Genomic DNA, 25,990 nt, shown 5'->3' on the forward strand with positions numbered 1-25,990 from the left:
CGCAAACAGAAGCCGGGAACCCGAAGATCACAATGACGTCACGCTCACCGAGACCCGCATGATTCCGGGGCGCACCCCGGTTCCCGACCCCGAGCCCCGTGGTTCACCGCGAGCGGCACCCGCCGCTCGAAGGCATCACGACCCGAGAAGACCCATCCCCGACACCGCAGTTTGGATGCACGCATGATCACCACCGTCCACGTCGTCTTCAAGACGCACCTCGACCTCGGCTTCACCGACACCGCCGCGAACGTCACCGACCGGTACGTGCACGAGTACCTCCCCCGCGCGATCGCACTCGCCGAGGAGCTCGAGCGCCGCGACGGGCCCGCGCGGTTCGTCTGGACCACGGGCTCCTGGCTGATCCACGAGGCGCTCCGGCTCGGCGACGACGGCGAGCGCACCGCCCTCGAGCGTGCGATCCGGGCCGGTCACGTGACCTGGCACGGCCTGCCGATGACGACGCACACCGAGCTCATGGACGCGGGGCTCGTCGAGCACGCCATCGCGATCGGCCGCAGGCTCGACGCCCGCTTCGGTCACGCCACGAGCGCAGCGAAGATGACGGATGTCCCGGGCCACACGATCGGCCTCGTACCCTTCCTCGCCCGGGGCGGCCTCGACTTCCTGCACCTCGGCGTCAACGGGGCCTCCGCGGTGCCCGACGTGCCGGAGTTCTTCGCCTGGCGCGCCCCCGACGGCAGCGAGGTCGTCGTCAACTACGCCCGGAGTTACGGGGCCACCGAGCTCGGGGTGGCCGTGGTACCCGGCGGCACGGAGGCACTGCACCTCGCGCACACCGGCGACAACTTCGGCCCGCCCCCCGTCGAGGAGGTCGAGGCGCTGTTCGCCGCGCTCCAGGCCGCACACCCGGGCGCCAGGGTGATCGCCTCGACGCTCGACGCCTTCAGCCGCGAGGCGGTCGCCGCCCGCGCGAGCCTGCCGGTGCTCGAGCAGGAGATCGGCGACACCTGGATCCACGGCGTCGCGAGCGACCCCGTGCAGACGGCGCGGCTCCGCGCACTGCTGCGCCTGCGAACGGCATGGGTCTTCTTCGGCGCGCTCGTGCCCGGCACCGAGGAATGCGACGCGTTCAGCGACGGCCTGCTGCTCGCGGCCGAGCACACCTGGGGGCAGGACCTGAAGACCTACCTGCCCGACTACGTCAACTACGAGAAGGGCGACTTCCAGCGGGCCCGCGCGGCCGACGTCGTCGATCCGACGGCGAACCCGCCCGGGTTCGACGAGTACGCCTGGGCGTACTCGGAGCACCCGAGCCCGCAGGGACTCGGTTTCTCGGCATTCGAGCGCTCGTGGGCCGAGCAGCGTGCCCACCTCGACCGCGCACTCGCGGCGCTCTCCCCCGAACGCCGTGCCGAGGCGGATGCCGCGATCGCCGAGACGGCTCCGACCGGCGACGTCTCACCGTCGACGGCCGCACGCAAGGCGATCGACCTCTGGGGCGAGCACAGCGCGGGCGGCTACCGGGTTCGATTCGGCGACGACGGCTCGCTCGTCTCCCTCGTCGACGCCGACGGCACGGAGTGGGCCGGGCCGGAGCACCCGCTCGCCGCCTACCGGTACGAGACGTTCGACGAGCGCGACGAGGCCCGCTGGCTGCGGGAGTACTGCCGCGACCTGGACGAGAACGCCATGTGGGCCGTGCCCGACCAGGCGAAGCCGGGGCTCGCGATCGCCGGAACCCTGCCCGCGACGACGTTCGCGCCGCGCGCGATCTCCGCGGAACGCATCGCCGACGGCGCCGACACCGTGTTCACCGTGCGGCTCGCGCTGCCCGCGGCGGCGTGCGAGGCCTGGGGCGGGGCACGGGACATCCGCCTCTCCTATCGGTTCTCGGGCGAGCCCGGGCCGATCGAGGTCACGCTCGATCTCCGCGACAAGGACGCCTCCCGGCTCCCCGAGGCGAGCTGGCTCGGGTTCCGCCCACGGGTCGAGCCCGGCGACTGGCGACTCGCGAAGCTCGGGACGGCGGTCGACCCGCAGTCCGTCGTTCGCAACGGCAACCGCAACCTGCACGCCGTCACCGAGGTGACCCACACGGCCGCGCAAGGCTTCTCGCTGCGCCCCGTCGACGCGGCACTCGTCGCCGTGGGCCGCCGCGCGCTCTACCGCTTCGACAACGCGATCCCCGATCCCGGTGACGGGCTCCATGTGAACCTGCACAACAACGTCTGGGGGACGAACTTCACGATGTGGTTCGACGATGACCTCCGGTTCCGCTTCGTGATCGACCTGGGAGCGACGCGATGACCGGGATCGTGACGAGCCCGCCGGTCGTGATGGCGCCGCGCGCCGACGGCTTCGAGGTCGTCTGGGGCGTTGCGCAGCTCAGCCGCGGCTGGCTCGAATGGGAATCGGCCGGCGGCGCACGCGGCACCGTGACGAGCGACGCGTTCGGCATGGTGCCGCAGGGCGACCGGGTGCTGCGAGTCCGGGCCGAGGGCCTGCCCGCGGGCACCGCAGTGCGCATCCGGGCGATCACCGAGGCGGTCGGCCCTTCGGGCGCACGCCACGAGAGCGACTGGAAGTCCGTGCGCACGCTGGACGCGGCATCCGACACCGCACGCTTCGCCGTGTGGAACGACACCCACCAGCGCGACGACACCATGCGGGCCCTCCACGAGGCCACGCCCGAGGTCGACGTGCTCGTCTGGAACGGCGACCTCTGCAACGACTGGAAGGACCCGTCGTGGTTCACCACGACGGTGCTGAATCCCGCCGGCCTCGACGTGAGCGCCGGGCGCCCCCTCGCGATCGTCGTGGGCAACCACGACGTGCGCGGCACCTGGGCCTACCAGCTCGAGGACTTCGTCGCCACGCCCGAGGGGCGGCCGTTCACCGCGTTCCGCATCGGGCCGGTCGCGTGCATCGTCCTCCACACCGGCGAGGACAAGCCCGACGCCCACCCGACCTTCGAGGGGCGCGTCGCGTTCGAGCCGCTGCGCGCCGAGCAGGCCGAGTGGCTGCGCGAGATCACGGCCCGACCCGAGTTCGCGGATGCCCCGTACCGCGTGGTGTTCTGCCACATCCCGCTGCGGTGGATCGACGAGACCGTCGTCGACTACGACGCCGACGGGTACGACTGGTTCAGCCGCATGAGCCGCGATGCCTGGCACGACGCGCTCGTCGAATGGGGCGCCCAGATCGTCGTCTCGGGGCACACGCACCACCAGACCTGGATGCCGGCGACGGCCGAGTTCCCGTACGCGCAGCTCATCAGCGGCGGGCCCGACGCCGACACCGCCTCCGACGAGGCGGCCGCGTGGGTCGACGGCGAGGCGAGCCCCGACGCGCTCGTGCTCACGATGCGCGACCTCGGCGGTCGCGTGCTGCAGGAGGTGCGGCTCGCGCCGCTCGCCTGACGGACGAACGCGAAGGGGCCGGGTCGCTGCTGCGACCCGGCCCCTTCGTCATCCGCCGATCAGGTCAGCGGCTTGCAGAGCAGCGCGTCGGGCACGCCGCCGTGGTTCCAGCGGTAGGTGAACGCCACGCCGGCGATGTACTCGGTGTCCCTGCACTGGCCCTTGTAGTCGCCTGGGGCCCAGTCGCTCGCGGTCGAGCCGCCGCCGGCCGGGCGGTTGTCACCCTGGTCGAACCAGATCAGGCGTCCCTGGCTCGCGGGCAGCGCGGTGGTGCTCGTCGCGCAGACGAGGTTCCACATCGCCGCCTTGGTGCCGCCGCCGGTGCCCAGGCTGTAGCCGACGGCGACCTCGCCGGGGTTGCACTGCAACTTGTCGTACCCCGACGCCCAGTCGTTCGCGATATTCCCCTGCCCGCTCTGCACGCGCGGGCTCGAGGTGGCGATGCCGCCGACATCCGTGCAGAGCGCCCGGTTGGTGCTCCGCGCGATGCCCTGAAGGCGCTGGCTGTCGGGGCAGGTGCCCTTCCACTGGCCAGGCGACCAGTCACCCGCCTGCAGCATGCGCAGCGACGACTGGCTGTCGACGAGGCTTCCGCTGCCGAGCATGTTCCAGCGGGCGACGGGCGCGACCTGGCCGGTCTTGCCCGTCGCGTCGACGAGCTTCTTCCACTGCGGGAAGCGCCAGTCGTCGGCGATGCTCAGCTTCGTGCCGTCGGGCTTGTAGGCGAGGAGGGCGTAACCGTCGACGAACGTGCCGTCGGCCTTCGCCTGCGCCACGAGCGGCCACGCGGCGAAGTCGCTGTCGTTGGCGATGAGGATGTCGGTGAAGTTCGCCCACCAGGCCTTGTCGAGGGCGCCGGTGTCGCTCGCGTGGCCGATGCCGAACTCGCTGAACCACACGGGGGCGGTGTAGTGCTGATTCGCCGTGGTGACGAACGCCGCGGCCCGGTTCACCTCGGCCGCGAGCTCGCTCGCGGTGAGGTCGCGATAGCGGGAGTCGTGCGTTTCGCCGAGTCCGGTGGCACCCGTGTGCTTCGGCCCGGTGTAGGCGTAGATGTGCGCCGCGTAGACGAGCTTGTCCGGATACGGGAGGGCGTTCGAGAGGTTCGCGACGGGCTTGAGGTGCGGGCGGTCGTGGAACAGGCCGTCGAGCGGGATGCCCTGCCAGTTGATGCCCTCCATGACGACGAGCACCTCGGGGTTCGCCTTCTGGATGGCGACGCCGGCGCGCTGGTACGCCTGGTACAGGTCGTGGTCGTCGCCCCAGCCCCAGTTCGCGTCGTTCAGGATGTCGCGCCGCACCTCGTTGCGCAGGTCCATGCCGACCACGCGAGCATTGTCCTTGTAGCGGGTCGCGAGCATCACCCAGTCGCTGATCCACTTCTCGGTGGTCTGGCTGCTGTTCCACCGCTCGTTGCCGTCGTTGGTGCCGCAGCACCAGTGCGAGGTGGTGGTGTGGTCGTTGAGGATCACCGCGAATCCGTCGGCGGTGAGCGCAGCGACGACCGCGTCGAACACCTGCAGCGGCGTCTTGCCCTTCAGCTGCGGGTTCGCCGTGACCGCGACATCCGGAACCGGCGCCGTCATGCCGAGCATCTCGTTCGAGAACGACAGGCGGATGCTGTTGATGCCGACGCCGTGGAAGTCGCTCATGAGGGTGGCCATCGGCACCCGGTCCAGCCCCATCGGGATGTCGTAGCTGATGCCGCTGTTGTGGTTGGCGGGATCGTTCTTGTCGCCGCTGCCGCTCCAGTGGCCCTGCGCGCCGTCCCAATTGGCGGACTTCAGCTTGAACCGGTCACCGTCGGCGTCGACGACGTAGCGGCCGACGGTGCTGAGCGGCGCCGTCCACGATGCGGCGAGCTCCGGTCCGGTGAGCACGGGGATCGGGTCCTCTGGTGGTGCGGCGCTCGCAGGACTTGCGACCGATATCGCGAGCGCCGCGGTCGCGAGTCCGACCGCGATCCGAAGGGTACGGTGATGCATTCTGCGAACCTCTCTGTTCTGCCGTGCGTGGCGTCCTGTTGCGCCCGAGATGCCGCCTCAGGCTCCTGACGTCGTCAGGTTAGGGGCGCCGTTCTCGAAATGTCAACGCAAACATTTCTGCTACGGTAACGTAAACATTTCGAGAGAGCCGCGGCCCCCGGTCGACGATCGGGGGCGCCCGGACGACGCCCTCGCACACCCGGGGGATCCCGATCGAGCTCGCACCGGAAGCGCCGAGAGGCCACGGACGTTGACGTCCGCGGCCTCTGCAACCGTCGCGAACCGACGGTGCCGTCCGCGCCTCGCCCCTACGCGCTGCGCTGGTAGACCCGGAAGGCGCGGGTCGCGAGCCAGGCGAGCACCATCGTGAACGCCACGAGGTATCCGAGGTACGACCACACGCTCGCCCAGTCGGGATCGGCCGAGAGGAGCGCCTCGCGCCCGGCGACGACCGCCCATTCGAACGGGTTGAAGCGCGCGACATCCGCGACCCAGCCGGCCGACAGCGACGTGTCCATGAGCGCCGAGCTCAGGAACATGAGCGGGATCGTGATGAGCTGCGAGAGCCCGATCAGGATGTTCTGGTCGCGGGCGAGCAACGCCGCCGCGTTCGAGAGCGCCGAGAACGCGGCGGTGAGCAGCATCGCCGCCGCGAGCAGCACGAGCACGCCGGCGAGTCCGCCGTCGAAGCGCGCACCGAGCAGCCATGCGACGCCCAGCACGATGAGCGTCTGCACGAACGTGAGCACCGCCTGGTAGACGAGCGAGGCGACCATGAGCGCGCCGCGATGCGTCGGCGAGGTGAGCAGGCGATCCATGACGCCGCGGTTCATGTCCTCGATGAACGACGTGCCGGCCCACGCGCTGCCGAAGAGGGCCATCATCACGACGATGCCCGGCGTGAGGAACTCGAGGTAGTCGGCGCCGCCCGAGAAGCCCGGGATCTCGACGACCGACTTGAAGAGCTGCCCGAACAGCAGGAGCCAGATGAGCGGCTGCACGAGGTTCATGACGACGAACGCCGGAACCCGCACCGCCGCGCGAAGCTGCCGGAGCGTCAGCACCGCCGTGTGTCGGAGGAATCCCGTGCCCGCGCGCGACGGACGTGACGCCGTGCCGCGCGTGGCGGCGCGTGTCGTGGTGGTCGTGGCGGTCATGCTGCACGCTCCTCTGCGGTCGCGGGGCCGTCGATCGTGGGGCCGTCGATCGTGGGCGTCGCCTGGTCGGTCGCCGAGCCCTCGCTGTGCGCCGACGAGAAGGAACGCCCGGTGTGGGCGAGGTAGACGTCATCGAGGCTCGGCCTCGCGACGGTCGCCGACGCGACCCGCAGCCGCTCGGCGTCGAGCATGGCGAGCGCGAGCGGCAGCGCCTGCCCGCCCTCGTCGGTGCGCGCCCGCACGGTGCGCCCCTCGCGCACCACGTCGCGGAACACCGGGCTGCGCCCGATGAGCGTCAGGGCGCCATCGACATCGGCGGCGTCGAGCAGTTCGAGCACGATGGCGTCGCCGCGGAGCGCCGCCTTCAGCTCTTCCGGCTCGCCCTCGGTCACGACCCGGCCGTTCGCGACGATCGCGAGACGGCTGGCGAGGCGATCGGCCTCTTCGAGGTAGTGCGTGGTGAGCAGCACCGTGGTGCGTTCGTCGGCAGCCATGCGCTCGATCTCGGCCCACATCTCGGTGCGCGCCTCGGGGTCGAGCCCGGTGGTCGGCTCGTCGAGGAAGAGCACGGCGGGGTGATGCATGAGCCCGATCGCGACGTCGAGCTTTCGGGCCATGCCGCCGGAGTAGGTCTTCACCTGGCGTCGCGCCGCAGCGGCGAGGCCGAAGCGATCGAGCAGGTCACCGGCCCGCGACCTCGCATCGCGGGTGCCCATGCCGTGCAGTTGTCCGGCGAGCACGAGGTTCTCGAGGCCGGTGTCCATGGGGTCGGAGACCTGCTTCTGGGCGACGAAGCCGATCGACCGACGCACGTCTGCCGCTCGGCCGCGAACGTCGAAGCCGGCGACGAACGCGTCACCCGAGTCGGCCGCGCTGAGCGTCGCGAGGATCTTCACGGTGGTCGACTTGCCGGCGCCGTTCGGACCGAGGAGCCCGAACACGGTGCCCTCCTCGACGCCGAAGCTCAGCCCGTCGAGGGCGGTGACGGGCGGCTTGCGCCGGCCCTGCGGATAGCGTTTGACGAGGTTCCTGGCCTCGAGGGCCAGCCCCGGTGTCGTGGTGGGCATGCGGTTTCTCCGATCTCGGTCGAGCCCGCCCGGTCGGGCAGGCTCTTCGGAGTCGGTTCAGCGCTGGGCGGTACGCTGGCGGCGCGCACTGGTCTCGCGTTCGGCTTCGCACTGAACGACTCGGTTGCGTGGGCGGCTCGGGTGTTGCAGCACCCGGGCCGCCGTCTTCTGATGTCAGGACGCCTGCCGTCTCGGCATCGCCTGTTGTTCATCTCGATAGGTACTGTATCAGATCAAATACCAGACGAGAAGGAATGATTCGGATGTCGCGGTCCCGCCGGGATCGGGCGCGTCGCGCATCGGGATGCCACCGGCCAGCGCACGACGAGCGGGTGCGGTGCGGATGTCCGCGCACCAGCGCACGACGAGCGGGCTCGGTGCAGATGCCCGCTCGCCGCCCGCCCGGCAGAGCGCAGCGCTAGCGCGCCAGGTGCGCGTCGACGACGGCGACGAGCGCGTCGCCGTAGGCCTCGCGCTTCTTCACGCCGATGCCCGAGATGCCGTCGAGCCCGGCGACCGAACGGGGTCGCTCGGTCGCGACCGCGCGCAGCGTGGCATCGCCGAACACGATGTACGCGGGCACGCCCTGCTCGCGGGCCTCGGCGCCGCGCCAGGCGCGCAGCGCCTCGAACAGTTCGGCATCGTCGGGGCTGAGATCGGCTGCGGCCGACGCGGCCTTCGGGCCCCGCCGCGAGGCGGCGCGTTCGGGCTCGGCTCGGAGCATGACGGTGCGCGTGCCCGAGAGCACCTCGTTGCCCGTGTCGGTGACCGAGAGCGTGCCGTACTCGCCGTGGGTCGCGAGCAGCCCCTGCGCGAGCAGCTGTCGCACGATGCCGCGCCACTGCTGCTCGGACACGTCGGCGCCGATGCCCCACGTGGCGAGCGTGTCGTGGCCGTACTGGCCGACCCGCGGGGTCTGCTTGCCGCGGAGGATGTCGATGAGGTGCCCCGCGCCGTAACGCTGACGCCGTTCACGCTCGAGTCGCACGATCGTCGACATGAACTTCTGCGCGGGCACCGTGCCGTCGAGCGCGACGGGCGGCTCGAGGCAGGTGTCGCAGTTGCCGCATGCCTCGCTCGGCTGGCCGAAGTAGGCGAGGAGGTTCTGCCTGCGGCACTGCACGGTCTCGCACAGGGCGAGCATCGCGTCGAGGTGCGACGCGAGACGGCGCCGATGCGCGAGGTCGCCGGGGCTCTCGTCGATCATGCGGCGCTGCTGCACCACGTCTTGCAGCCCGTAGGCGAGCCACGTCGTGGCGGGCAGGCCGTCGCGGCCGGCACGCCCCGTCTCCTGGTAGTAGCCCTCGACCGACTTCGGCAGGTCGACGTGGGCGACGAAGCGCACGTCGGGCTTGTCGATACCCATGCCGAACGCGATCGTCGCCACGACGACCACGCCGTCTTCGCGAAGGAACCGTTCTTGTGTGCGGCGGCGCACGCCGGCGTCGAGACCGGCGTGGTACGGCAGGGCGTTGACGCCGTTCTGGGCGAGGAAGCCCGCGATCTTCTCGGTGCTCGCGCGCGACAGCGCGTAGACGATGCCCGCGACCGGCGTGCCTTCGGCGTCGACGCCCTCGCTGCGCACGAACTCGAGGAGCTGCTTGCGCACCTCCGACTTGGGCGCGATGCGGTACTGGATGTTCGGCCGGTCGAAGCTCGACACGAAGTGCCGGGCGTCTTCGAGCGAGAGGCGGGTCGTGATCTCGCGGTGCGTCGCCTCGGTCGCGGTCGCGGTGAGCGCGATGCGAGGCACGTCGGGCCAACGCTCGCTGAGTTCGGAGAGCGCGAGGTAGTCGGGCCGGAAGTCGTGGCCCCACTGGGCCACGCAGTGCGCCTCGTCGATCGCGAACAGCGCGACCGTGCCCTGCTGCAGGAACCGCTTGACCGGCTCGGAGCTCAGCCGCTCGGGCGCGATGTAGAGCAGGTCGAGCTCGCCCGCGAGGTAGGCGCGCTCGACCTCGGCACGCTCGAAGGACTGCTGGCTCGAATTGAGGTAGGCCGCGCGGACGCCGTTGCGCTGCAGCGCGTCGACCTGGTCGTGCATGAGCGCGATGAGCGGCGACACGACGATGCCGGTTCCCTCGCGCAGCAGCGACGGGATCTGGTAGCAGAGGCTCTTGCCGCCACTCGTCGGCATGAGCACGACGGCGTCGCCGCCGTCGGCGACCTGAGCGATGATCTCGGCCTGCTCGCCCCGGAAGGCGTCGTAGCCGAACACCGTGTGCAGCGCCTCCTCGGCGCTCGCGAACCGCGCGGGCGCGGCCTGCACCGAGCCGGGTCGCGCCGACGCGACCCGCGCCGTCGCCGCGGCAGGAGTCGAGGCGGGTGTCGAACGCTGCGCCGACCGGAACTCGTCGTCGGCCGGCGGCGCCCACCCGTCGTCGACGGGCGGAACCCACTCGTCGGCCGGCGGTTCGAACTCGTCGAGCGGCCACGGCACGCCGTCGTAGGGGTCGGGTTCGGGGTTGCGGCTCACCCGTCGAGTGTAACGAGCACCCCCGACGGGTGAGCCGGACGATCCCCAGGCTCGGTCGCTCAGCCCCGGCGGCGCACGAACAGCCAGGTCGCGACGCCGGCGACGAGCACCACGACGACGCCCGCCCCGAGCCACAGCAGATCGGTCGAGCCGGATGCCGCGGCATCCGCCCCGCCGTCTTCCGCCTGGTCGGACGCGTCGCCCGTCGCCGACGGATCCGGCTTACCGGAGCCCGTGGCGTCGCCGCCGCACGCGGGCGCATCGGTGCCCGTCGCGAGCACCGCACCCTCGGCCGGCTGCCACTCGAAGGTCCACTCCCCCGAGATCGGGTGGCCGTCGGTCGAGACGACCTGCCAGAGCACGGTGTACGTGCCGGCCTCGCCGAGGTCGACCGCGGAGGACGCCGTCGCCCCGTCGATCGTGGCGCAGCCGTCGCCGTAGTACCGATCGTCGGGACCCTGCACGAGCAGGGCCGCGCCGGTTCCGAGGTCGAGCAGCGCGTCATTGGTCGTGAGCGACACCGTGCCGGGCTGCTCGGTCACGACCGCGCCGTCGGCCGGCGTCGTCGAGATCACGGAGTTGTGCGCCGACGCCGACACCGCCGGCACGGTCACCAGCAGAGCGGATGCCGCGACGAGCAGCGCTGCGCCGAGCACGCCGCGCGCGCCGGCACGACGTCCGACGCCGGGCCGGGCCCGCATCACGCGTCCTTGCGGGGGCGACGCGCCGCGATCGCGACGACGAGGCCGACGACGCCGACCGCGAGGCCGCCGATGCCGAGCACGCGTGCGACGGTGTCGCTCGAGTCGGCGTCGGCCGCGGCATCCGCCTCGTGCTCCTCACCCTCGGCGTCGCCCGCCTCGGCCGCGCCGCCGTGGTGGCCGCCCGCGACGGCCTCGGTGACCGTGATGCTCGGCGCCGGGTGCTCGGGCTCGGCCTCGCCCTCGACCATGGGCTCGTTCCAGTTCGTCTCACCGGTCTCGCAGGTCTGCAGCACGGGGAACTCGAGGGTCTTGCCCGCGGCGTCCTCGGGCAGCGGCATCTGCAGCGCGATCGTGTCGCGGTAGCCGTCGACGAGCGGCGTGACGGCCGTGTAGACGACCTGGCTCGTGCGCTCGCCGTCGGCGACCTTCTCGATGGTCCAGTTCGGGTTGACGGTGGGCGTGACCGACTCGATCTCGTCGGGGATGTCGAACGTGAGGCTCGTGGTCGGGGAGCCCTCGCAGCCGTGTCCGACCGAGAAGGTCAGCACGCTGTAGCTGCCGGCGGCGGTGTCGGTCGGCGTCACGGTGACGTGGGCGCTCGCGGCCAGGGGCGCGCCGAGCGCGAGCAGCGCGCCTCCGACGAGGGCGGACGAGGCGATGGCGGCGGTACGGAAGTTCATGGGTTCCTCTTCGTGGGTGCGCGACGACGGCGATGTTCGGCGGTCGCGGATCAGGTGGTGCATGCAGGTGGTTCGGAGCCGTCGGCCGAGCAGATGCGCGAGGCATGCTTCGAGCGTTCGACGGCGTCGCCGACGTCGGGCGTGGTGCCCGGAGACGTCAGGCGGCGGCGAACCCCTGCGGCGGCCCACGGTGCCGCATCGCGGAGAGGTAGAGCAGGCCCGCGAGCACGCGCGGAGCCTCGAACCGAGCGGCGCGCGCCACGGCGGTCTTCGGTGCGAGCACGACGAGGGTCGGCATCGACGGGAGCACGGATGCCACGAGCAGGCCGCCTGCGCGGAACACGGCGCGGAGTGCCTCGTCGCCGTGCCGGATCGCGAGCACGGTCACGACGACGGCGAGCACGTGGGTCGCGAGCATCGAGAGGTCGTAGGAGAACGCGGCGGAGGTCGTGGCCACGGGCAGCGGGAGGACGGCGTGGTGGTGTGCGCCGGTCGCGCTCGCCAGCCCGCCCGCATCGGCGGCGGTCGCACCCGCAGCACCCTGCACCGAGTACAGCGCGTGCAGCGCGAACTGCGTGAGCGAGACGGCGACGACCGTGCGCACCGGCGAGAGCCGCGCGCCGACCACGGCGATGCAGAGCAGCGCCGAGAAGGCGAACGACAGCCCGATCGCGAGGCCGCCGGGGGCCGAGCCGCCGCCGACCGTGTGCGAGACGGCGGCCACGAACGTCGCGAACGCGGCGATCACGCCGCCGCGCGCAACGCGGGCCCACCTCGAGGTCATGCGCACCAGCCTAGACGAGGCCGAGCGGGTCGAATCGCGGCGGGCACGCCGAAGGGCGGCGGGCACGAGGCCCGCCGCCCTCCGTCGGATCACCAGGCCAGGACGGGAACCTGGAACATGCGCGAGTCCGTGTACGGCGCGGTGCCGTCGAACTCGGCGCGCAGCAGGTGCAGGCCGCGCGACAGCTTCGGAACGGTCACGCTGACGCGACCGTTCGCCGCCGCCGTGAGCTCGACCGTGCCGACGAGCTTCGACCCGTCGAACACCCGGACGGTGCCCACCGGCTTCGATCCGTCGGTCGCGAAGACCTGCGCCTTGTACGTCACCGAGCTGCCGGCGCGCACGAGGAGCGAGGTCGGAGCGCCGAGCGTGATCGTCGCGACCGGAGCCTCGGGCTCGGGTGCGTCGACCGTGATCGGCACACTGACACTCGTCTTCGTGGAGGCCACGGCGATCTCGAGCGCGGTCGCGCCGTCGATGCCCTCGGGGATCGTGATCGTGAGCGAGGCGCGACCCCCCTCGTCGGTCGCGGGAACCGACGTGCGGTCGACCGGCGCCGTGCCGACGGCGATGCCGCCGATCGAGACGGTGACCTCGCCCGCGGCGACCTCGGTGGTGCTGAAGTCGAGCGAGCTGAGCGCGAGGTTCAGCGTCTCGCCGGGCACGTAGGCGGTGCCGTTGGCGGGAGCGGGGAGCACGAGACCCACCGAGCGCTGGGCCAGGTCGGGCGTCGCGGTCTTGTTCGCCGTGAACCAGTCCACCATCGCCTGGAGGTCGACCTTGCCGGTGTCGGCGCGGCCCGTTCCCTTGCCGAGGGTGAAGAAGTTGTCACCGCCCGCCGCGAGGAAGGAGTTCGCCACGACCTTGTAGTTCGCCGCCGGGTCGAGTTCGACGCCGTCGAGCGAGACGTGGGTCACGCGCGACCCCGCCGCAGCCGTCGGGTCGTAGACGACCTCGAGTCCGGCGTTGACGCCGAGCTTCAGGAACGGACGCGATGCGCCGGCCGGCTGCCACTGCTCCTCGAGCACCTGCTTGACCTGGGCGCCCGTGAGCGTCTGGGTGAAGAGGGTGTTCGCGAACGGCTGCACGTTGGCCGCCTCGCGGTAGGTGACGTTGCCGTCGGGGTCGGCGGCACCGGTGCTCTTGAACTTCAGGTCGGTGCGCATGCCGCCCGGGTTCATGAACGCGATGTCGGCCGTGCCGTCCTGCTTGGCGGCCCAGAGCTGCACGTCGGCGACGAAGTTGCCGATCGTCGATTCTGCGCCGCGCGCCTCGACGAGCACCGGGTTGCCGTTCGCATCCGTGCCCGGCATCTGGCCGCGGTTGAAGTCGGCCGTGATGTTGCCCACCTTGACGGCGCCGAGCACGTCGGCCTTCGCCTTGGCGTCGGCCACGATCGCCGCGACCTCGGGGTCGGCCGGGTAGAGCGCCTTGGCGGGCACCGGCGGATTCGTCGTCGCGGTCGTCATGAGGGGCTTGAGCTCGTTCGAGATCGAGAGGAGTTCCTTCGACTCGGGGTCGACCTCGAGCTTCATGAGACCGAACTGCTCGCCGTACTGGCCGGCCGAGACGACCGGGCGGCCGTCGACGACGTGGTTGTACGGGAGGTGGGTGTGCGCGGAGACGATCGCGTTCACCTTCGGGTCGACGCCGGCGACGATCTTGCCGAACACCGAGCCGTCGGTGACGCTCGAGAGCGCGCTCGTCGTCGCACCCTCGTGCACGAGCAGGATGAGCACGTCGGCCTCGCCGTTGTCGGCCACGCCGTCGGTGAGGTTCTCGGCCTGCGCGTTCACCGATGCGACGATCGGGCGAACGTCGAGGTCGGCGATGCCGGCCGGGCTGACGAGCGAGGGCAGTTCCTCAGTGACGGCGCCGATGAAGCCGACGGTCACCCCTTCGAAGGTCTGCGTGTAGTACGGCGCGAGCGCCGTCTCGTTCGTGCCCTTGAGGAAGACGTTCGAGCTGATGTACTCGAAGTCCGCCTCGCCCTGCACGCGGTCCCGGAGGTCCTTCCATCCCTGGTCGAACTCGTGGTTGCCCGCTGCGCTCACGTCGAGTCCGGCCGCGTTGAGGGCGGCGATCGTCGGCGAGTCCTTCTGGATGAAGGACGTGAACGTCGAGGCGCCGATGAGGTCGCCCGCCGCGGCGAAGACCGTGTTCGGGTTCTCGGCGCGGACGGCGTCCGCGGCTCCCGCGAGCACCGCGGCACCGGCAGACGGGGCCGCCTGCTCGATGCGGCCGTGGAAGTCGTTGATCGTCATCACGCTGATGTCGACCACGTCGGTGAGCTTCGCGCTGTCGAGACCGATGACCTGGGGGTCATGGTCGCTCGAGCGGAAGACCGAGTCGTCGGGCGAGCCGTTCTCGTACTGGCGGTCACTCCACTCGGGCGAGTTGATCGCCCAGCGGCCGATGCCCGTGACGCCCTGCACGGCTGCGGCGTTGCCGAGCGCGTGGTCGAGCGAACCCAGCTCGCCGTCGAACGTGTACGTGTACTGGTCGTCGGTGCGGTCGGGCAGCAGGTCGGAGTACCCGGCCTCGGTCAGCACCTGGATCGGGTCCTCTTCGGAGTACGAGTTGAAGTCGCCGAGCAGGAACACCTCGCCGGCCTCGGCCGCGAGGGTGTTCGCGAGCCCCAGGAGCGACGTGGCCTGCGCGATGCGGTCGGCGTTGAAGAAGCCCTGGCCGTCGGCCGGCTGCGTGCCGGAGCCGCTCTTCGACTTGAAGTGGTTGGCGACGACCGAGAAGTCGTTGCCGTTCGGCAGGGTGAAGACCTGGCCGATGGGCTCGCGGGCGTTGCCCCACACGGTCTCGTCGTCCACGGTCTGCGCGGCACCCTTGGGGGTGACGGCGTCGGTGCGGTAGATGATCGCGCTCTGGATGAAGTCCGTGTTGGCCGCCGTGAGCACGGCGGGCGTCGGCACGAACGCCCAGACATCGGAGCCCTGGGCCTCGTTCAGCGCGGCCACGAGCGTGGCGGTCGCCTCGTCACGTGCCTCGCCGAGCTTCAACGAGTTCTCGATCTCCTGGAGGGCGACGACCTCGGCGTTCAACGCGATGATCGCCTTGACGATCTTCTTCTCCTGCAGGGCGAATTCCTCGGCCGTGGCTGCGCCACGCGCGTTCGAGTTCTCGCTCAAGAGGGTCGTGAAGTAGTTGAGCACGTTGAAGACGCCGACCTGGAGGTCGCCGCCCACCGCGGGTGCGGTCGCGACTCGCGGGTTCAGGGTCTCGAACGTGGGCTTCACGGAGGCCGGGCTCGCGCTGTCGATCGGCGTCGTCGGCTGGAGGCGCCACGCGTCGAAGCCGTAGCTCAGCACGTACGGCGTCGAGGGCAGGATCACGCGGTCGCCGTTGCGGACGACCTGGTCCTTCGTCAGGTACGGCTGCTCGTTCGGGTGCGCCGCCGACGTGACGGCACTGTTCCAGCCGTCGTCGAGCACGAGCAGGCGGCCGCGGTTCGCGGCGGCGATCGCGTTCGCGTCGGCACCGGCGTCGACCAGCTCCGTGCTCTTGACGGGCAGCGTGTCGCCAGCAGAGAGCCACAGCGAACCGTAGTTGTAGACCTCGTGCGTGCTCGAGAGCAGGTAGTTGCCGGTGGGTGCGACGAGCATGCTCTCGAGCGCCTCTCGCGCTCCGCCGACGGTGGCGTCGGGTAGCGGCTGCGCATCGGGCACGCCCGCGTCGGCGGTCAGGACCTTCGCGCTCGCGGCATCCGCGGTGATCTGGGTGAGGCCGAAGTACTCGCTGACGGCGCCGGTCACCTGCACCAGGTCGCCGACCTTGCCGACGGTGGGCATGCCGAAGACGAAGAGGCCGTCGGAGACGCCGGGCGTCGTGTCGGGGCCGGGCGTCTGGATGGTCACGCCGTTGTAGCCGCCGGTGCGGTAGTCGCCGGTGACGACACCCTCGACGGTGACCGTCTTGCCGACGAGCGGGCTGGCGTCGCCGCTGCCCTGCACCTCGGCGATGGTCGCGACCTCGGGCTCAGGCTCGGGGTCGACGGGGCCGGCTCCGGAGTTCTGCGGGGTCGGCGTCGAGCTGAACGCGAAGTCGGCGGCGTTGTTGTCGGTGTCGGCGCCGAGCGTGCGGGAGATGCTGCCGGGGACGGTGTTGCCCGGGGGCGTGACGCCGTCGCCGTAGACGGCGGCCGAGCCCTCGAACCCATTGGCGGAGCCGTATCCCACGTAGTCGATGACGTTCGGCGCGTTCACGATCGAGCCGATGCCCGGGTTGATCGCGCTCGTGGCGTTGGAGAGGAAGACGATTCCGTTCGATCCCTGCGGCGACATCGTCCCGCTGGCATCGGGAGTCGGCAGCGCCTCACCGTTGCTGCCATTGCTGGCGAGGGAGATCAGGTAGTGGCCGCCCGACGCGATCGATCCGTCGAGGGCGAGCAGACCGCCAGCAGTGCCCGTGGCGGATCGGTACTGCAGCGACCAGCCCGCGAGCGAGACGGCGGCGTTCGTCGGGTTGTACAGCTCGACGAACTTGTTCGTGTACGGCTGGCTGGCGCTGCCGCCACGTGCGTAGACCTCGTTGATGACCACACCCGAGCCGTCGGTCGCGGCGAACGCCGGCGGCGCCCCCAGCAATCCGACGAACAGTGCCGCCGCAGCCGTAGCTGCGATCGCGGACAGGCGTTGGGCCGTTCGACCACCCTGCATGACGCTCCCCTGTGTCATTCGCTCGTGGACGTTCGCGCTCGGGTTGCGGGAGCGAACACACCCCACATCGGGGGCCACATTGCGCGCCAGCCTATGTTTCCGCTGGGTCTCTGCCAAGGGGTTCCCACCAATCGTGGGCCCGATTTCACGAGTCGTTTACGAATGCGCGCGCACGCGAGCGAACCCGCCGGAGAACCGTGCGCAGATGAGCGAATTCCGGCCTCGCCCTTGCGCCGGAGCCCCCCGTGTGGGTGGCAACCGTGGGGACGCCCGCGCGCGGCATCCGACGCCGTGATCGTCGCTACGATGAGGCCTCATGCTGACCGCGGTGTTCTCGCTCACGGGCGCGCTCGTGTTCGGCGCGGCCGACTTCTTGGGCGGGCTGGCCGCGAAGCGCATCAGCGCCCTGCTCGCGACGGCGATCGCCGCACTCTCGGGGGCCGTGCTGCTGGTGCTCGCCCTGCCCCTGATCGGCGGCGAGTGGAGCGCGCACGACGTGCTCTGGGGTGCGATCTCGGGCGTCGTCGGATGCATCGGCATCGCGCTGCTCTACGCGTGCCTCGCGATCGGGCCGATGAGCATCCTCTCGCCCACGACGGCCGTGGTCTCGGCGATCGTGCCGGTGGTCTACGGACTCGTGGTCGGCGGCGAGCGCTTCGACGCGATCGGGTACTGGGGCCTCGGCCTCGCGCTGGTCGCCGTGGTGCTCGTGGGATTCGTGCCCGAGCGCGGGGCCGTGCGGCCGTCGCTCCGCGGCATCGTCATGGCGGTCGGGTCGGGCGCGGCCATCGGCGGGTTCTACATCGCGATCGACCAGACGAGCGACGAGAGCGGCATCGTGCCGCTCATCCTGAATCGCGGGGTGAACGCGGCCATCATGTTCGCGGCTGTCGCGGCAGTGGCGGTCGTGGCGGGAGTTCGAGCGCGGCGGTCGCGCGTCGGAGTCGGCGCCGGGGGCGGCGCGGCGGTGTCGGGCCCAGGCCTCGGTTCGGCCGCGACGACCGCGGGCGAGCGGATGCCGCGGGCGGCCCGCCCGGCCCTCGCCGCCGGCATCCGGCTCGCCGTGGCCTGCGGCCTGGTCGACGCGACGGCGAACGCGCTGCTGCTCTTCGGCATCCGCGCCGGGGACCTCTCGATCGCCGCCGTGCTGGGTGCGATGTACCCCGCGGGCACGATCCTGCTCGCGGCCCTCGTGCTGCGCGAGCGCATCGCGCCCGTGCAGTGGGCCGGTCTGGTGCTCGCCCTGGCAGCCGCGGCGATGCTCGCCGTGGCCTAGGGCGCACGGCCCCCGCCACCCCTAGAGCCGCACGACCTCGGTCACGCGCAGCACGGCCGTGCCCTCCTCGGCCGACGCCTCGAGATCCACCTCGGCGCGGATGCGCCAGTCGTGGTCGCCGGCCGGGTCGTCGAGGATCTGCTCGGCACGCCAGAGGCCGGCCGCGGCATCCGTCTCGTCGATGACGACGAGCTGCGGCGAGCGCGCGGCGGCGCCCGTGCCGAGGTCGTCGTGCTCGGCGTAGTACCGGTCGAGGGCGTCGGGCCAGCCCGCGTCGGGGTCGAGGGCCGCGAGCTCGTCGTCGCGTTCGAGCGCGGCGAGCTGCACGCGACGGAACAGCTCGTTGCGCACGAGCACCGTGAACGCGCGGCGGTTGGTGACGACCGAGGGCGGCGCGGGGGGCACGACCGCGGCTTCGTCTTCCGGCAGGTGCGCGCTGGGGTCGACCAGCTCGTTCCACTCGTCGACGAGGCTCGAGTCGACCTGGCGCACGACCTCGCCGAGCCACTCGATGAGGTCGAGCAGTTCCTCGGTCTTCGCGTCGTTCGGCACGGTCTGGCGCACGGCGCGGAACGCGTCGGAGAGGTAGCGCAGCACGAGCCCCTCGCTGCGGGCGAGCTGGTAGAACGACACGTACTCGCCGAACGACATGCTGCGCTCGAACATGTCGCGCACGACCGACTTGGGCGAGAGCTCGAAGTCGCGCACCCACGGCTGGCTCGACGCGAAGGTCTCGAACGCCTGCCCGAGGAGCTCGTCGAGCGGTTTCGGCCAGGTGACCTCCTCGAGCAGTTCCATGCGCTGGTCGTACTCGATGCCCTCCTGCTTCATGGCGGCGACGGCTTCGCCACGCGCCTTGAACTGCTGCTGCGAGAGGATCGGGCGGGGGTCGTCGAGGGTCGACTCGATGATGCTCACGACGTCGAGCGCGTAGTGGCCCGTGCCGATGCCGGTGCCGGGGGCGGCCTCGGGGTCGAGCAGGTCGATCGCGGCGAGCGCGAACGGCGAGAGCGGCTGGTTGAGCGCGAAGTTGGGTTGCAGGTCGACCGTGAGGGCGACCTTCACGTCGAGACCGCCGCCCGCGGCATCCGGAGTCAGCTCGACCACGCCCGCATCGGCGAGCGTGCGCAGGATCTCGAGCGCTCGCCGGGCGAGTTCGAAGCGTCGCGTGCGCGACTCGTGGTTGTCGAACACGAGCGAGCGGATGCCGCCGACGACGTCGCCGCCGCGGCCGATCACGTTGATGAGCATCGCCGCGGTGAGCTTCATCTGCGGCACGAGCGGTTCGGGCTCGGCGGCGACGAGCCGGTCGTAGGAGGCCTCGCCCCACGTGATCTGGCCGGCGGGCGCCTTCTTGCGCACGATGCGCTTGAGCTTCTTCGCGTCGTCGCCGGCCTTGCGCACGGCGGCCGCGTTCTCGATCTCGTGCTCGGGCGCGAGCACGACGACCGTTCCGGCGGTGTCGTACCCCGCTCGACCGGCGCGCCCGGCGATCTGGTGGAACTCGCGAGCGCTCAGCTGCCGCATCTTCTGGCCGTCGAACTTGGTGAGCGCCGTGATGAGCACCGACCGGATGGGCACGTTGATGCCGACGCCGAGCGTGTCGGTGCCGCAGATCACGCGCAGGAGCCCGCGCTGCGCGAGGGTCTCGACGAGTCGGCGGTACCGCGGCAGCATGCCCGCGTGGTGCACGCCGATGCCCGCGCGCACGAGCCGAGAGAGGATCTTGCCGAACGCGGTCGTGAAGCGGAACCCGCCGATGGCCTCGGCGATCTCGTCGCGCTGCTCGCGCGTGACGACGCGGATCGACGAGAGCGCCTGCGCGCGTTCCATGGCCGCGGCCTGCGAGAAGTGCACGATGTAGACGGGCGCCTGGCGGGTCTCGAGCAGCTCCTCGACGGTCTCCTGCACGGGGGTCTTCGCGTACGAGTAGTGCAGGGGCACGGGCCGCTCGACGCCGGTGACCCGGGCCGTCGTGCGCCCGGTGCGCCGCTCGAGGTCCTCGGCAATCGACGTCACGTCGCCGAGCGTCGCCGACATGAGGATGAACTGCGCGCGCGGCAGCAGCAGGAGCGGCACCTGCCACGCCCAGCCGCGCTCGGGGTCGCCGTAGTAGTGGAACTCGTCCATGACGACCTGGTCCACATCGGCATCGGCCCCGTGCCGCAACGCGAGGTTCGCGAGGATCTCGGCCGTGCAGCAGATGATCGGTGCATCGGGGTTGACCGAGCTGTCGCCCGTGACCATGCCGACGTTCGCGGCCCCGAAGATGTCGGCGAGCTGGAAGAACTTCTCGCTCACGAGCGCCTTGATCGGCGCCGTGTAATAGGTGCGACCGCCGGCGGCGACGGATGCCGCGTGGGCGGCGACCGCGACGAGGGACTTGCCCGTGCCGGTCGGCGTCGAGAGGATCACGTTCGCGCCCGAGACGATCTCGATGACCGCCTCGTCCTGCGCGGGGTAGAGGTCCAGCCCTCGGTCGGAGGCCCAGTCGACGAACGCGACGTACATGGCGTCGGCGTCGTACGGTCGCGGCGCTCGCTCGAGCAGTGACTGGGTCATCCCCCGAGTCTGCCGTACTACGGCTGGGCGCCCGCCCGGGCAGAAAAGGGGGAGCCGGCCTGCTCGGCGTTTCGGGCGCCGAGCCGGCCGGCTCACTGATCGCGCATGCGGTGACAGTTCCCCCTGCGGTCCGCGCTGTGCGATCGGTTCAACCGTATGGGGGCGAGCGGATGCCGCGCCTCAGTGCTGTCCCTGAGGTTCGCGTCGCTGCGGTCGACCGGCATGCGCGCACCGTCGGTCGAATGCGCGCCGCGGCATCCGTCACCCGAACGGGAGGTCAGTGCAGGCCCGGAATTCCGCGGATCTCACTTGTCGGCATGGTTCGCGGGGGACTATTTTCGGATCGACCTGCACCGCTCGCGCCGCAACCATCCAGGAGGCCGCCATGCGTCTCGCACCCTCGACCGAAGCCGATCCGTCAGAGGCGCGCGCGGCCGACGCCGACCCCGCGGACGGAACGTACGACGCCGCCCTTGTGCTCGTGCACGGCATGGGCGAGGCGACGCGCAGCCAGATCCTGCTCGAGTGGGCCGAGCCGATCCTCGCCCGCATGGACTGGATGACGCGCGACCAGGTCTACGGCGCGGACGACGCGTGCGGCGTGCGCCTCGACTCGTCCGACATCTCGGGCGACGCCCCGCTCATCAGCGCGACCGTGACGTTCCCGAAGCGACGCACCGCCGACGCGGCGCCCGGCGCCCCGGTCGAGCTCGTCACGAAGCGCCTCGCGATCATCGAGGCCCGCTGGTCGGAGGCGTTCGTGCCGCTGAGCACCGCGCAGATCTTCCGCTGGGCGGGCCCGTTCATGTGGCGCGCCGTCACCCGGATGCTTCGGCTGTTCTGGGCGACCATGGTGCTGCTGCCCTGGTACACGCTGATCGAGCACCCCCGAATGCCGCGCAAGCGCCTCGCTCTGCGCTCGAAGGTGCTCACCTTCCTGTTCGATCTCGTGCGGCTGATCGTCGGCCTCGCCGTGTACCTGCCGGTCGCGGCGTTCGTGCTGGTGCTGGCCGTCGTGCTCACGCCGGTCCTGCCGCTCATCAGTCCGCTGCTGCTGATCCCGGCGTTCAAGAAGGCCGCGGGCGACGTCATCCAGGGCTTGGCCGGGTCGATCGGCGACGTCACGGCGTGGAAGGAGACGCCGGTTCGGGCGAGCGCGATGCGGCTGGTCGTGCGCGATGCGGTCGAGCGCGCCAAGGCCTTCGTCGGCGACGGCGACGTGCACGTCTTCGCCCACTCGCAGGGCGCGGCCGTCTCGACGTTCACGCTCTTCGAGGAGATGGACCCGCACGCGTGCAACGTTCGGCAGCTCACGACCGTCGGCGCCGCGGTCAGCCTGCTCGGGCGCGAGCAGTGGCGAGGGCGGAGCGACGTGTACACGCCGGTGCAGAACTGGATCGACCGTCGCGCCGGCCAGGCGCACCCGGTCGCCTGGGCGAATCACTGGGCGATCTGGGACCCGTTCTCGGCCGGCCCGATCGCCGACCGAACCGACCGGGCGCGCGAGCGCTGGCGCGCGTCGTACTTCCCGCGGCTGGCGAGCTCGGCCCTCGGGCCCGAGGAGCACGCGGTGCACAACGTGAGCCAGCCGTTCCTCGACCACTCGTACTACTACAAGAACACGCTGCAGGTCGTCGAGCCGACGATCCGCAACCTGCTCGGACCCGACCTGCCGGGGCCCTCGCCCGAGGTCGCGTACATCGAGAACCGGCTCAACGTCATCAACAAGAAGTCGCTCGGCACGAACATGATCGCGGCCGTCGTGATCGCCGTGCTGCTGCCGGGCATCGCCGCGGTCTCGGCATTCTTCACCGACGTCATCGCCGTCGTCGCGAGCCCGATCGCGTGGGTCGGCGACCTGTTCAACGGGTCGGATGCCGCACCCGACGTCGTGGGCGGCCTCGGGTTCCTGCACGAGGGCGGTCAGCTCACGGGCTGGGGGTGGATCGTCTCGTCGGCGCTCGTCGCCGCGCTCCTCATCTGGCTGAACCAGGTCATCACGGGCTACGTCGAACGCACGCTGCTCTGGGACCGGTGCCCGCTGTCAGTCGGATGGTGGCTCGCCCTCACCAGCCTGCCGCGACTGCTCTACGTGGTCGGCGCCGCGGTCGTGGTGTGGTTCGCCGTCGACCAGTGGGCGCCCGTCGCGCCCGAGTGGCAGCCGCTGCTGGCCGTGGGCTTCGTGATCGTCACGGCGTTCGCGTTCCTCGAGGCGCGGTTCGCCCCGGCGCCCGTGGTGGTGCCGGCCCGCACGAGCGAGGCCGAGGTGAAGGAGGTCATCGCGGCCGCGGCGGAGCCGCTCTCGTTGAGCTTCGCGCGTCGGAGCGCCGCGTACGGTGCGCTGCTCGCGCAGCGCCGCACGCTGCTCGAGCCGGTCGGGCCGTGGGCCACGTCGTGGGCGTACCTGTTCCACGGTTGGCGGCCGAAGCCGACGGCGGCGGTGGCGGGCGCGCCGAAGCGAGCCTGACGCCGGCTGCGCCCGGTCGCCGGCGAGGCCCGCAGCCGGCACGAAGCCGACGCCGACGCCAGGTCGACGCCTACGCGCGATCGACGCCGCGTTCGGTGAGACCGACCACGGCGTGGTCGACGATGGCCTCGATCGAGGCGTCGACGTCGACCAGCACGCCGAGCTCGTCGGCGCCCAGCGGCTCGAGCGTCGCGAGCTGCGAGGCGAGCAGGCTCGGCGGCATGAAGTGCCCGTTGCGCCCCGCGGCGCGTGCCGCGAGCACGGCGTCGTCGGCGTGCAGGTGCACGAACTCGACGGTCGGCGCCTGCGCGCGCAGCCGGTCGCGATAGGCGCGGCGCAACGCCGAGCACGCGATCACGAGCCCGGATGCCGCGGCGGCGGCCTGCAGTTCGAGCCCGACGATGTCGAGCCACGGCCACCGGTCGTCGTCGTCCAGCGGGGTGCCCGCGCGCATCTTCGCGACGTTCGCCGCGGGGTGCAGGTCGTCGGCGTCGCGGAACGGAACGCCGAGCCGGTCGGCGATGCCGAGGCCGATCGTGGACTTGCCGACGGCGGAGACGCCCATGACGACGATGAGCGGTGCGGTGCGGTGCATGCCACCATCTTGCCTGCGAAGCATCCGGATTACTGGCAGGATTCTTTCCGATGTCTCACGAAGTCCGGGCCGCCCGCTGGTCGCTGCTGGTGCAGTTCGCGCTGTTCGGGCTCATCATGTCGTCGTGGCTCAGCCGCATGCCGTCGATCCGCGAGGCGCTCGACGTGAACGCGGCCCAGCTCGGCGGGCTCCTGGTCGTCGGCGGACTCGGCTCGCTGACCGGTGCGATGACGATCGGCGTGATCGTCGCGCGCTTCGGCGGGCGCCGGGCGCTGCTGGCCGGCACGATCGGCAACGTGGTCGGATTCGGGGCGATCGCGATCGCCACCGCGACCGGCGACGTGCGGTTCTTCATCGTCGGCGCGTTCGTCAACGGGTTCTGCGGCGCGCTCGTGAACGTGCCGATCAACACGAACGCCGCCGAGGTCGAGCACCGCATCGATCGTGCGATCCTGCCGCACTTCCACGCCTGCTTCTCGATCGGCGCGGCACTCGGCGCCCTCGTCGGGGCGGGCTTCGCGGCGTTGCACGTGTCGATCACCGTGCAGATCCTCGCGGTGCTGACCGCGGTGACGGTCACCCGGCTGGTGCTGTTCCGGCCGGCGACGGCGCTGACGCTGCAGGTGCCGGTCACGACCGAGACGGGCTCGATCCACGCCGAGGCGACGAAGCACCGCGACCGCGGAGCCGTCCGCCAGGCGCTCGGCGCCTGGCGCGAACCCCGAACGCTGCTGCTCGGCGTCGTGCTGCTCGCGGCCTCGCTCGCCGAGGGCACCGCCACGACGTGGCTGTCACTCGCCGTGGTCGACGGCTTCGCGACCGCCGAGGCCGCCGGCGCCCTCGCCTACGGCACGTTCGTCGGCGCGATGACGGTGTTCCGGTTCCTGGGCACCCCGCTCATCGATCGCTTCGGCCGCGTCGCGGTGCTGCGGGTCTCCGGCGTCGCCACCTTCACGGGCGTGCTCGTCTTCGTCTTCTCGCCGAGCCTCGCGACCGCGTGGATCGGCGTGCTGCTCTGGGGGTGCGGTGCGGCGCTCGGCAACCCGATCGCGATCTCCGCGGCATCCGACGATCCGGCGCACGCCGGCCCGCGCGTGGCCGTGGTGACCTCGTTCTCGACGGTCTCCGCACTCGCGGCTCCCCCGCTGCTCGGCCTGCTGGCGAGCGAGGTCGGCGCTCGCAACGCGATCCTGGTGGTCGCCGCGGTCGCCGTCGTGAGCTTCTCGGTGGCCTCGCAGGCGAGACGGCGACCGCTCAGCCCAGCAGCAGTGCCACCGCGAGCAGCACCGGAACCGACCCGATCGTCGTGATGAACACGGTGTCGCGCGCGACGATCTCGGCCGTGTCGTACCGCTGCGCGAACACGAACACGTTCTGCGCGGTCGGCAGGGCGGCGAGCACGGTCACCGCGTAGAGGTCGATGCCGTCGAGCCCGAACACGAATCGGCCGAGCGCCCACGCCGCGAGCGGCATCGCGACGAGTTTCAGGGCCGAGGCGAGCAGCACGTCGCGGCGGCCGGTGCCCGGCTCGAGCAGGCGCTGCCCGTGCAGCGAGAGTCCGTAGGCGATGAGCATGAGCGGCACGGCCGCGTGCCCGATGAGCTCGATCGGGTCGATCACGATCGGCGGCAGCTCGATGCCGGAGACCGAGACGAGCACGCCGAGCAGGGATCCGATGATGATCGGGTTGCCGAAGGTCGTGCGCAGGATCATGGGCACCGAGGTGCGGCCCTCGACGCTCGCGCCGAGCACCGAGAGCGCGATCGGCACGAACACGAGCAGCTGCAACAGCACGATCGGCGCCGAGTAGGCGGCATCGCCCAGCATGTAGACGGCGATCGGGATGCCGAAGTTGTTGCCGTTCACGTACCCGGAGGCGAGCGAGCCGATGACCGTTCGTGCGGCGCCCCGACGCCACACGAACAGCGAGACGGCCGCGAAGCACGCCATGATCACGACGGCGACGATCGCCGACACGGGCAGCAGCACCGAGAACAGCGCGTGCACGTCGGCCGTCGCGAGCACCGAGAACAGCAGGAACGGTGCGAGCACGTTGAAGTTCAGCTGCGCGAGCACCGGGCGGGCGCTCGGGCCGAGCACGCCGAGGCGTCCGGCCAGCCACCCGACGAAGACCGCGAGCGCGATGACGGCGAACCCGGTGAAGATGCCGCTCACGCGGAACGC

At 71.3% G+C, this 25,990-nt stretch carries 16 protein-coding genes; 5 read left to right on the top strand and 11 right to left on the bottom strand.

Annotated elements, in window-relative coordinates:
* Positions 1-183 precede the first annotated feature (183 nt).
* Together ATC03_RS16080 and ATC03_RS16085 are read left to right on the top strand one after the other, a co-directional pair.
* Positions 184-2,271 (top strand): DUF5054 domain-containing protein, encoded by a 2,088-nt coding sequence (locus ATC03_RS16080; protein WP_067879271.1) that lies wholly within the window; start codon positions 184-186, stop codon positions 2,269-2,271.
* Positions 2,268-3,383 carry a metallophosphoesterase family protein gene (locus ATC03_RS16085; protein WP_067879273.1) on the top strand — a complete coding sequence of 372 codons (1,116 nt, stop codon included), beginning with the start codon at positions 2,268-2,270 and terminating at the stop codon, positions 3,381-3,383. The genes ATC03_RS16080 and ATC03_RS16085 overlap by 4 nt, the downstream gene beginning before the upstream one ends.
* A gap of 59 nt (positions 3,384-3,442) precedes the next feature.
* On the opposite strand, the gene ATC03_RS16090 is transcribed toward ATC03_RS16085, so the two are convergent.
* The 8 genes from ATC03_RS16090 to ATC03_RS16125 all read right to left on the bottom strand — a co-directional run bounded on the left by ATC03_RS16090 (position 3,443) and on the right by ATC03_RS16125 (position 16,906).
* A complete protein-coding gene (locus ATC03_RS16090; RefSeq protein ID WP_067879276.1) occupies positions 3,443-5,368 on the bottom strand; it encodes a glycoside hydrolase family 5 protein in 1,926 nt (641 codons plus the stop codon).
* Between the two features lie 308 nt (positions 5,369-5,676).
* The gene (locus ATC03_RS16095; protein ID WP_067879279.1) at positions 5,677-6,525 is read right to left on the bottom strand and encodes an ABC transporter permease; all 849 of its coding nucleotides are present in this window, start codon (positions 6,523-6,525) and stop codon (positions 5,677-5,679) included.
* A complete protein-coding gene (locus ATC03_RS16100; RefSeq protein WP_067879282.1) occupies positions 6,522-7,592 on the bottom strand; it encodes an ATP-binding cassette domain-containing protein in 1,071 nt (356 codons plus the stop codon). Before ATC03_RS16100 ends, ATC03_RS16095 begins: the two co-directional genes overlap by 4 nt.
* Before the next feature lie 418 nt (positions 7,593-8,010).
* Positions 8,011-10,068, bottom strand: coding sequence for a DNA helicase RecQ (gene recQ / locus ATC03_RS16105; protein ID WP_067879285.1), 2,058 nt, complete (start codon positions 10,066-10,068; stop codon positions 8,011-8,013).
* A gap of 59 nt (positions 10,069-10,127) precedes the next feature.
* Positions 10,128-10,769, bottom strand: coding sequence for a copper resistance CopC family protein (locus ATC03_RS16110; RefSeq protein ID WP_067879288.1), 642 nt, complete (start codon positions 10,767-10,769; stop codon positions 10,128-10,130).
* Entirely contained in the window at positions 10,769-11,452 is a 684-nt protein-coding gene (locus ATC03_RS16115; RefSeq protein WP_067882431.1) for a YcnI family copper-binding membrane protein, read from the bottom strand. Before ATC03_RS16115 ends, ATC03_RS16110 begins: the two co-directional genes overlap by 1 nt.
* A 157-nt stretch (positions 11,453-11,609) precedes the next feature.
* Entirely contained in the window at positions 11,610-12,236 is a 627-nt protein-coding gene (locus tag ATC03_RS16120; RefSeq protein ID WP_067879291.1) for a hypothetical protein, read from the bottom strand.
* Positions 12,237-12,325: 89 nt separating this feature from the next.
* Entirely contained in the window at positions 12,326-16,906 is a 4,581-nt protein-coding gene (locus ATC03_RS16125) for an ExeM/NucH family extracellular endonuclease (protein ID WP_067879294.1), read from the bottom strand.
* Between the two features lie 316 nt (positions 16,907-17,222).
* Here ATC03_RS16125 and ATC03_RS16130 point away from each other — a divergent pair, with 316 nt between their 5' ends.
* Positions 17,223-18,182, top strand: coding sequence for an EamA family transporter (locus ATC03_RS16130; protein WP_067879297.1), 960 nt, complete (start codon positions 17,223-17,225; stop codon positions 18,180-18,182).
* Between the two features lie 21 nt (positions 18,183-18,203).
* Here ATC03_RS16130 and ATC03_RS16135 read toward each other — a convergent pair whose 3' ends face one another.
* Positions 18,204-20,744 carry a DEAD/DEAH box helicase gene (locus ATC03_RS16135; RefSeq protein ID WP_067879299.1) on the bottom strand — a complete coding sequence of 847 codons (2,541 nt, stop codon included), beginning with the start codon at positions 20,742-20,744 and terminating at the stop codon, positions 18,204-18,206.
* A gap of 385 nt (positions 20,745-21,129) precedes the next feature.
* Here ATC03_RS16135 and ATC03_RS16140 point away from each other — a divergent pair, with 385 nt between their 5' ends.
* On the top strand, positions 21,130-23,211 hold the full coding sequence (locus tag ATC03_RS16140; protein WP_067879302.1) for a hypothetical protein: 2,082 nt from the start codon (positions 21,130-21,132) through the stop codon (positions 23,209-23,211).
* Positions 23,212-23,281: 70 nt separating this feature from the next.
* On the opposite strand, the gene ATC03_RS16145 is transcribed toward ATC03_RS16140, so the two are convergent.
* Positions 23,282-23,806 (bottom strand): gluconokinase, encoded by a 525-nt coding sequence (locus tag ATC03_RS16145; protein WP_067879308.1) that lies wholly within the window; start codon positions 23,804-23,806, stop codon positions 23,282-23,284.
* Between the two features lie 50 nt (positions 23,807-23,856).
* On the opposite strand from ATC03_RS16145, the gene ATC03_RS16150 reads away from it, so the two are divergent.
* The gene (locus ATC03_RS16150) at positions 23,857-25,116 is read left to right on the top strand and encodes an MFS transporter (RefSeq protein ID WP_067879310.1); all 1,260 of its coding nucleotides are present in this window, start codon (positions 23,857-23,859) and stop codon (positions 25,114-25,116) included.
* Here the strand turns inward: ATC03_RS16150 and ATC03_RS16155 are convergent.
* On the bottom strand, positions 25,061-25,981 hold the full coding sequence (locus tag ATC03_RS16155) for an AEC family transporter (RefSeq protein ID WP_067879313.1): 921 nt from the start codon (positions 25,979-25,981) through the stop codon (positions 25,061-25,063). The genes ATC03_RS16150 and ATC03_RS16155 overlap by 56 nt on opposite strands.
* Positions 25,982-25,990 lie beyond the last annotated feature (9 nt).

It is taken from the genome of Agromyces aureus, assembly GCF_001660485.1.
In the GTDB taxonomy this organism is placed as follows: Bacteria; Actinomycetota; Actinomycetes; order Actinomycetales; family Microbacteriaceae; genus Agromyces; species Agromyces aureus.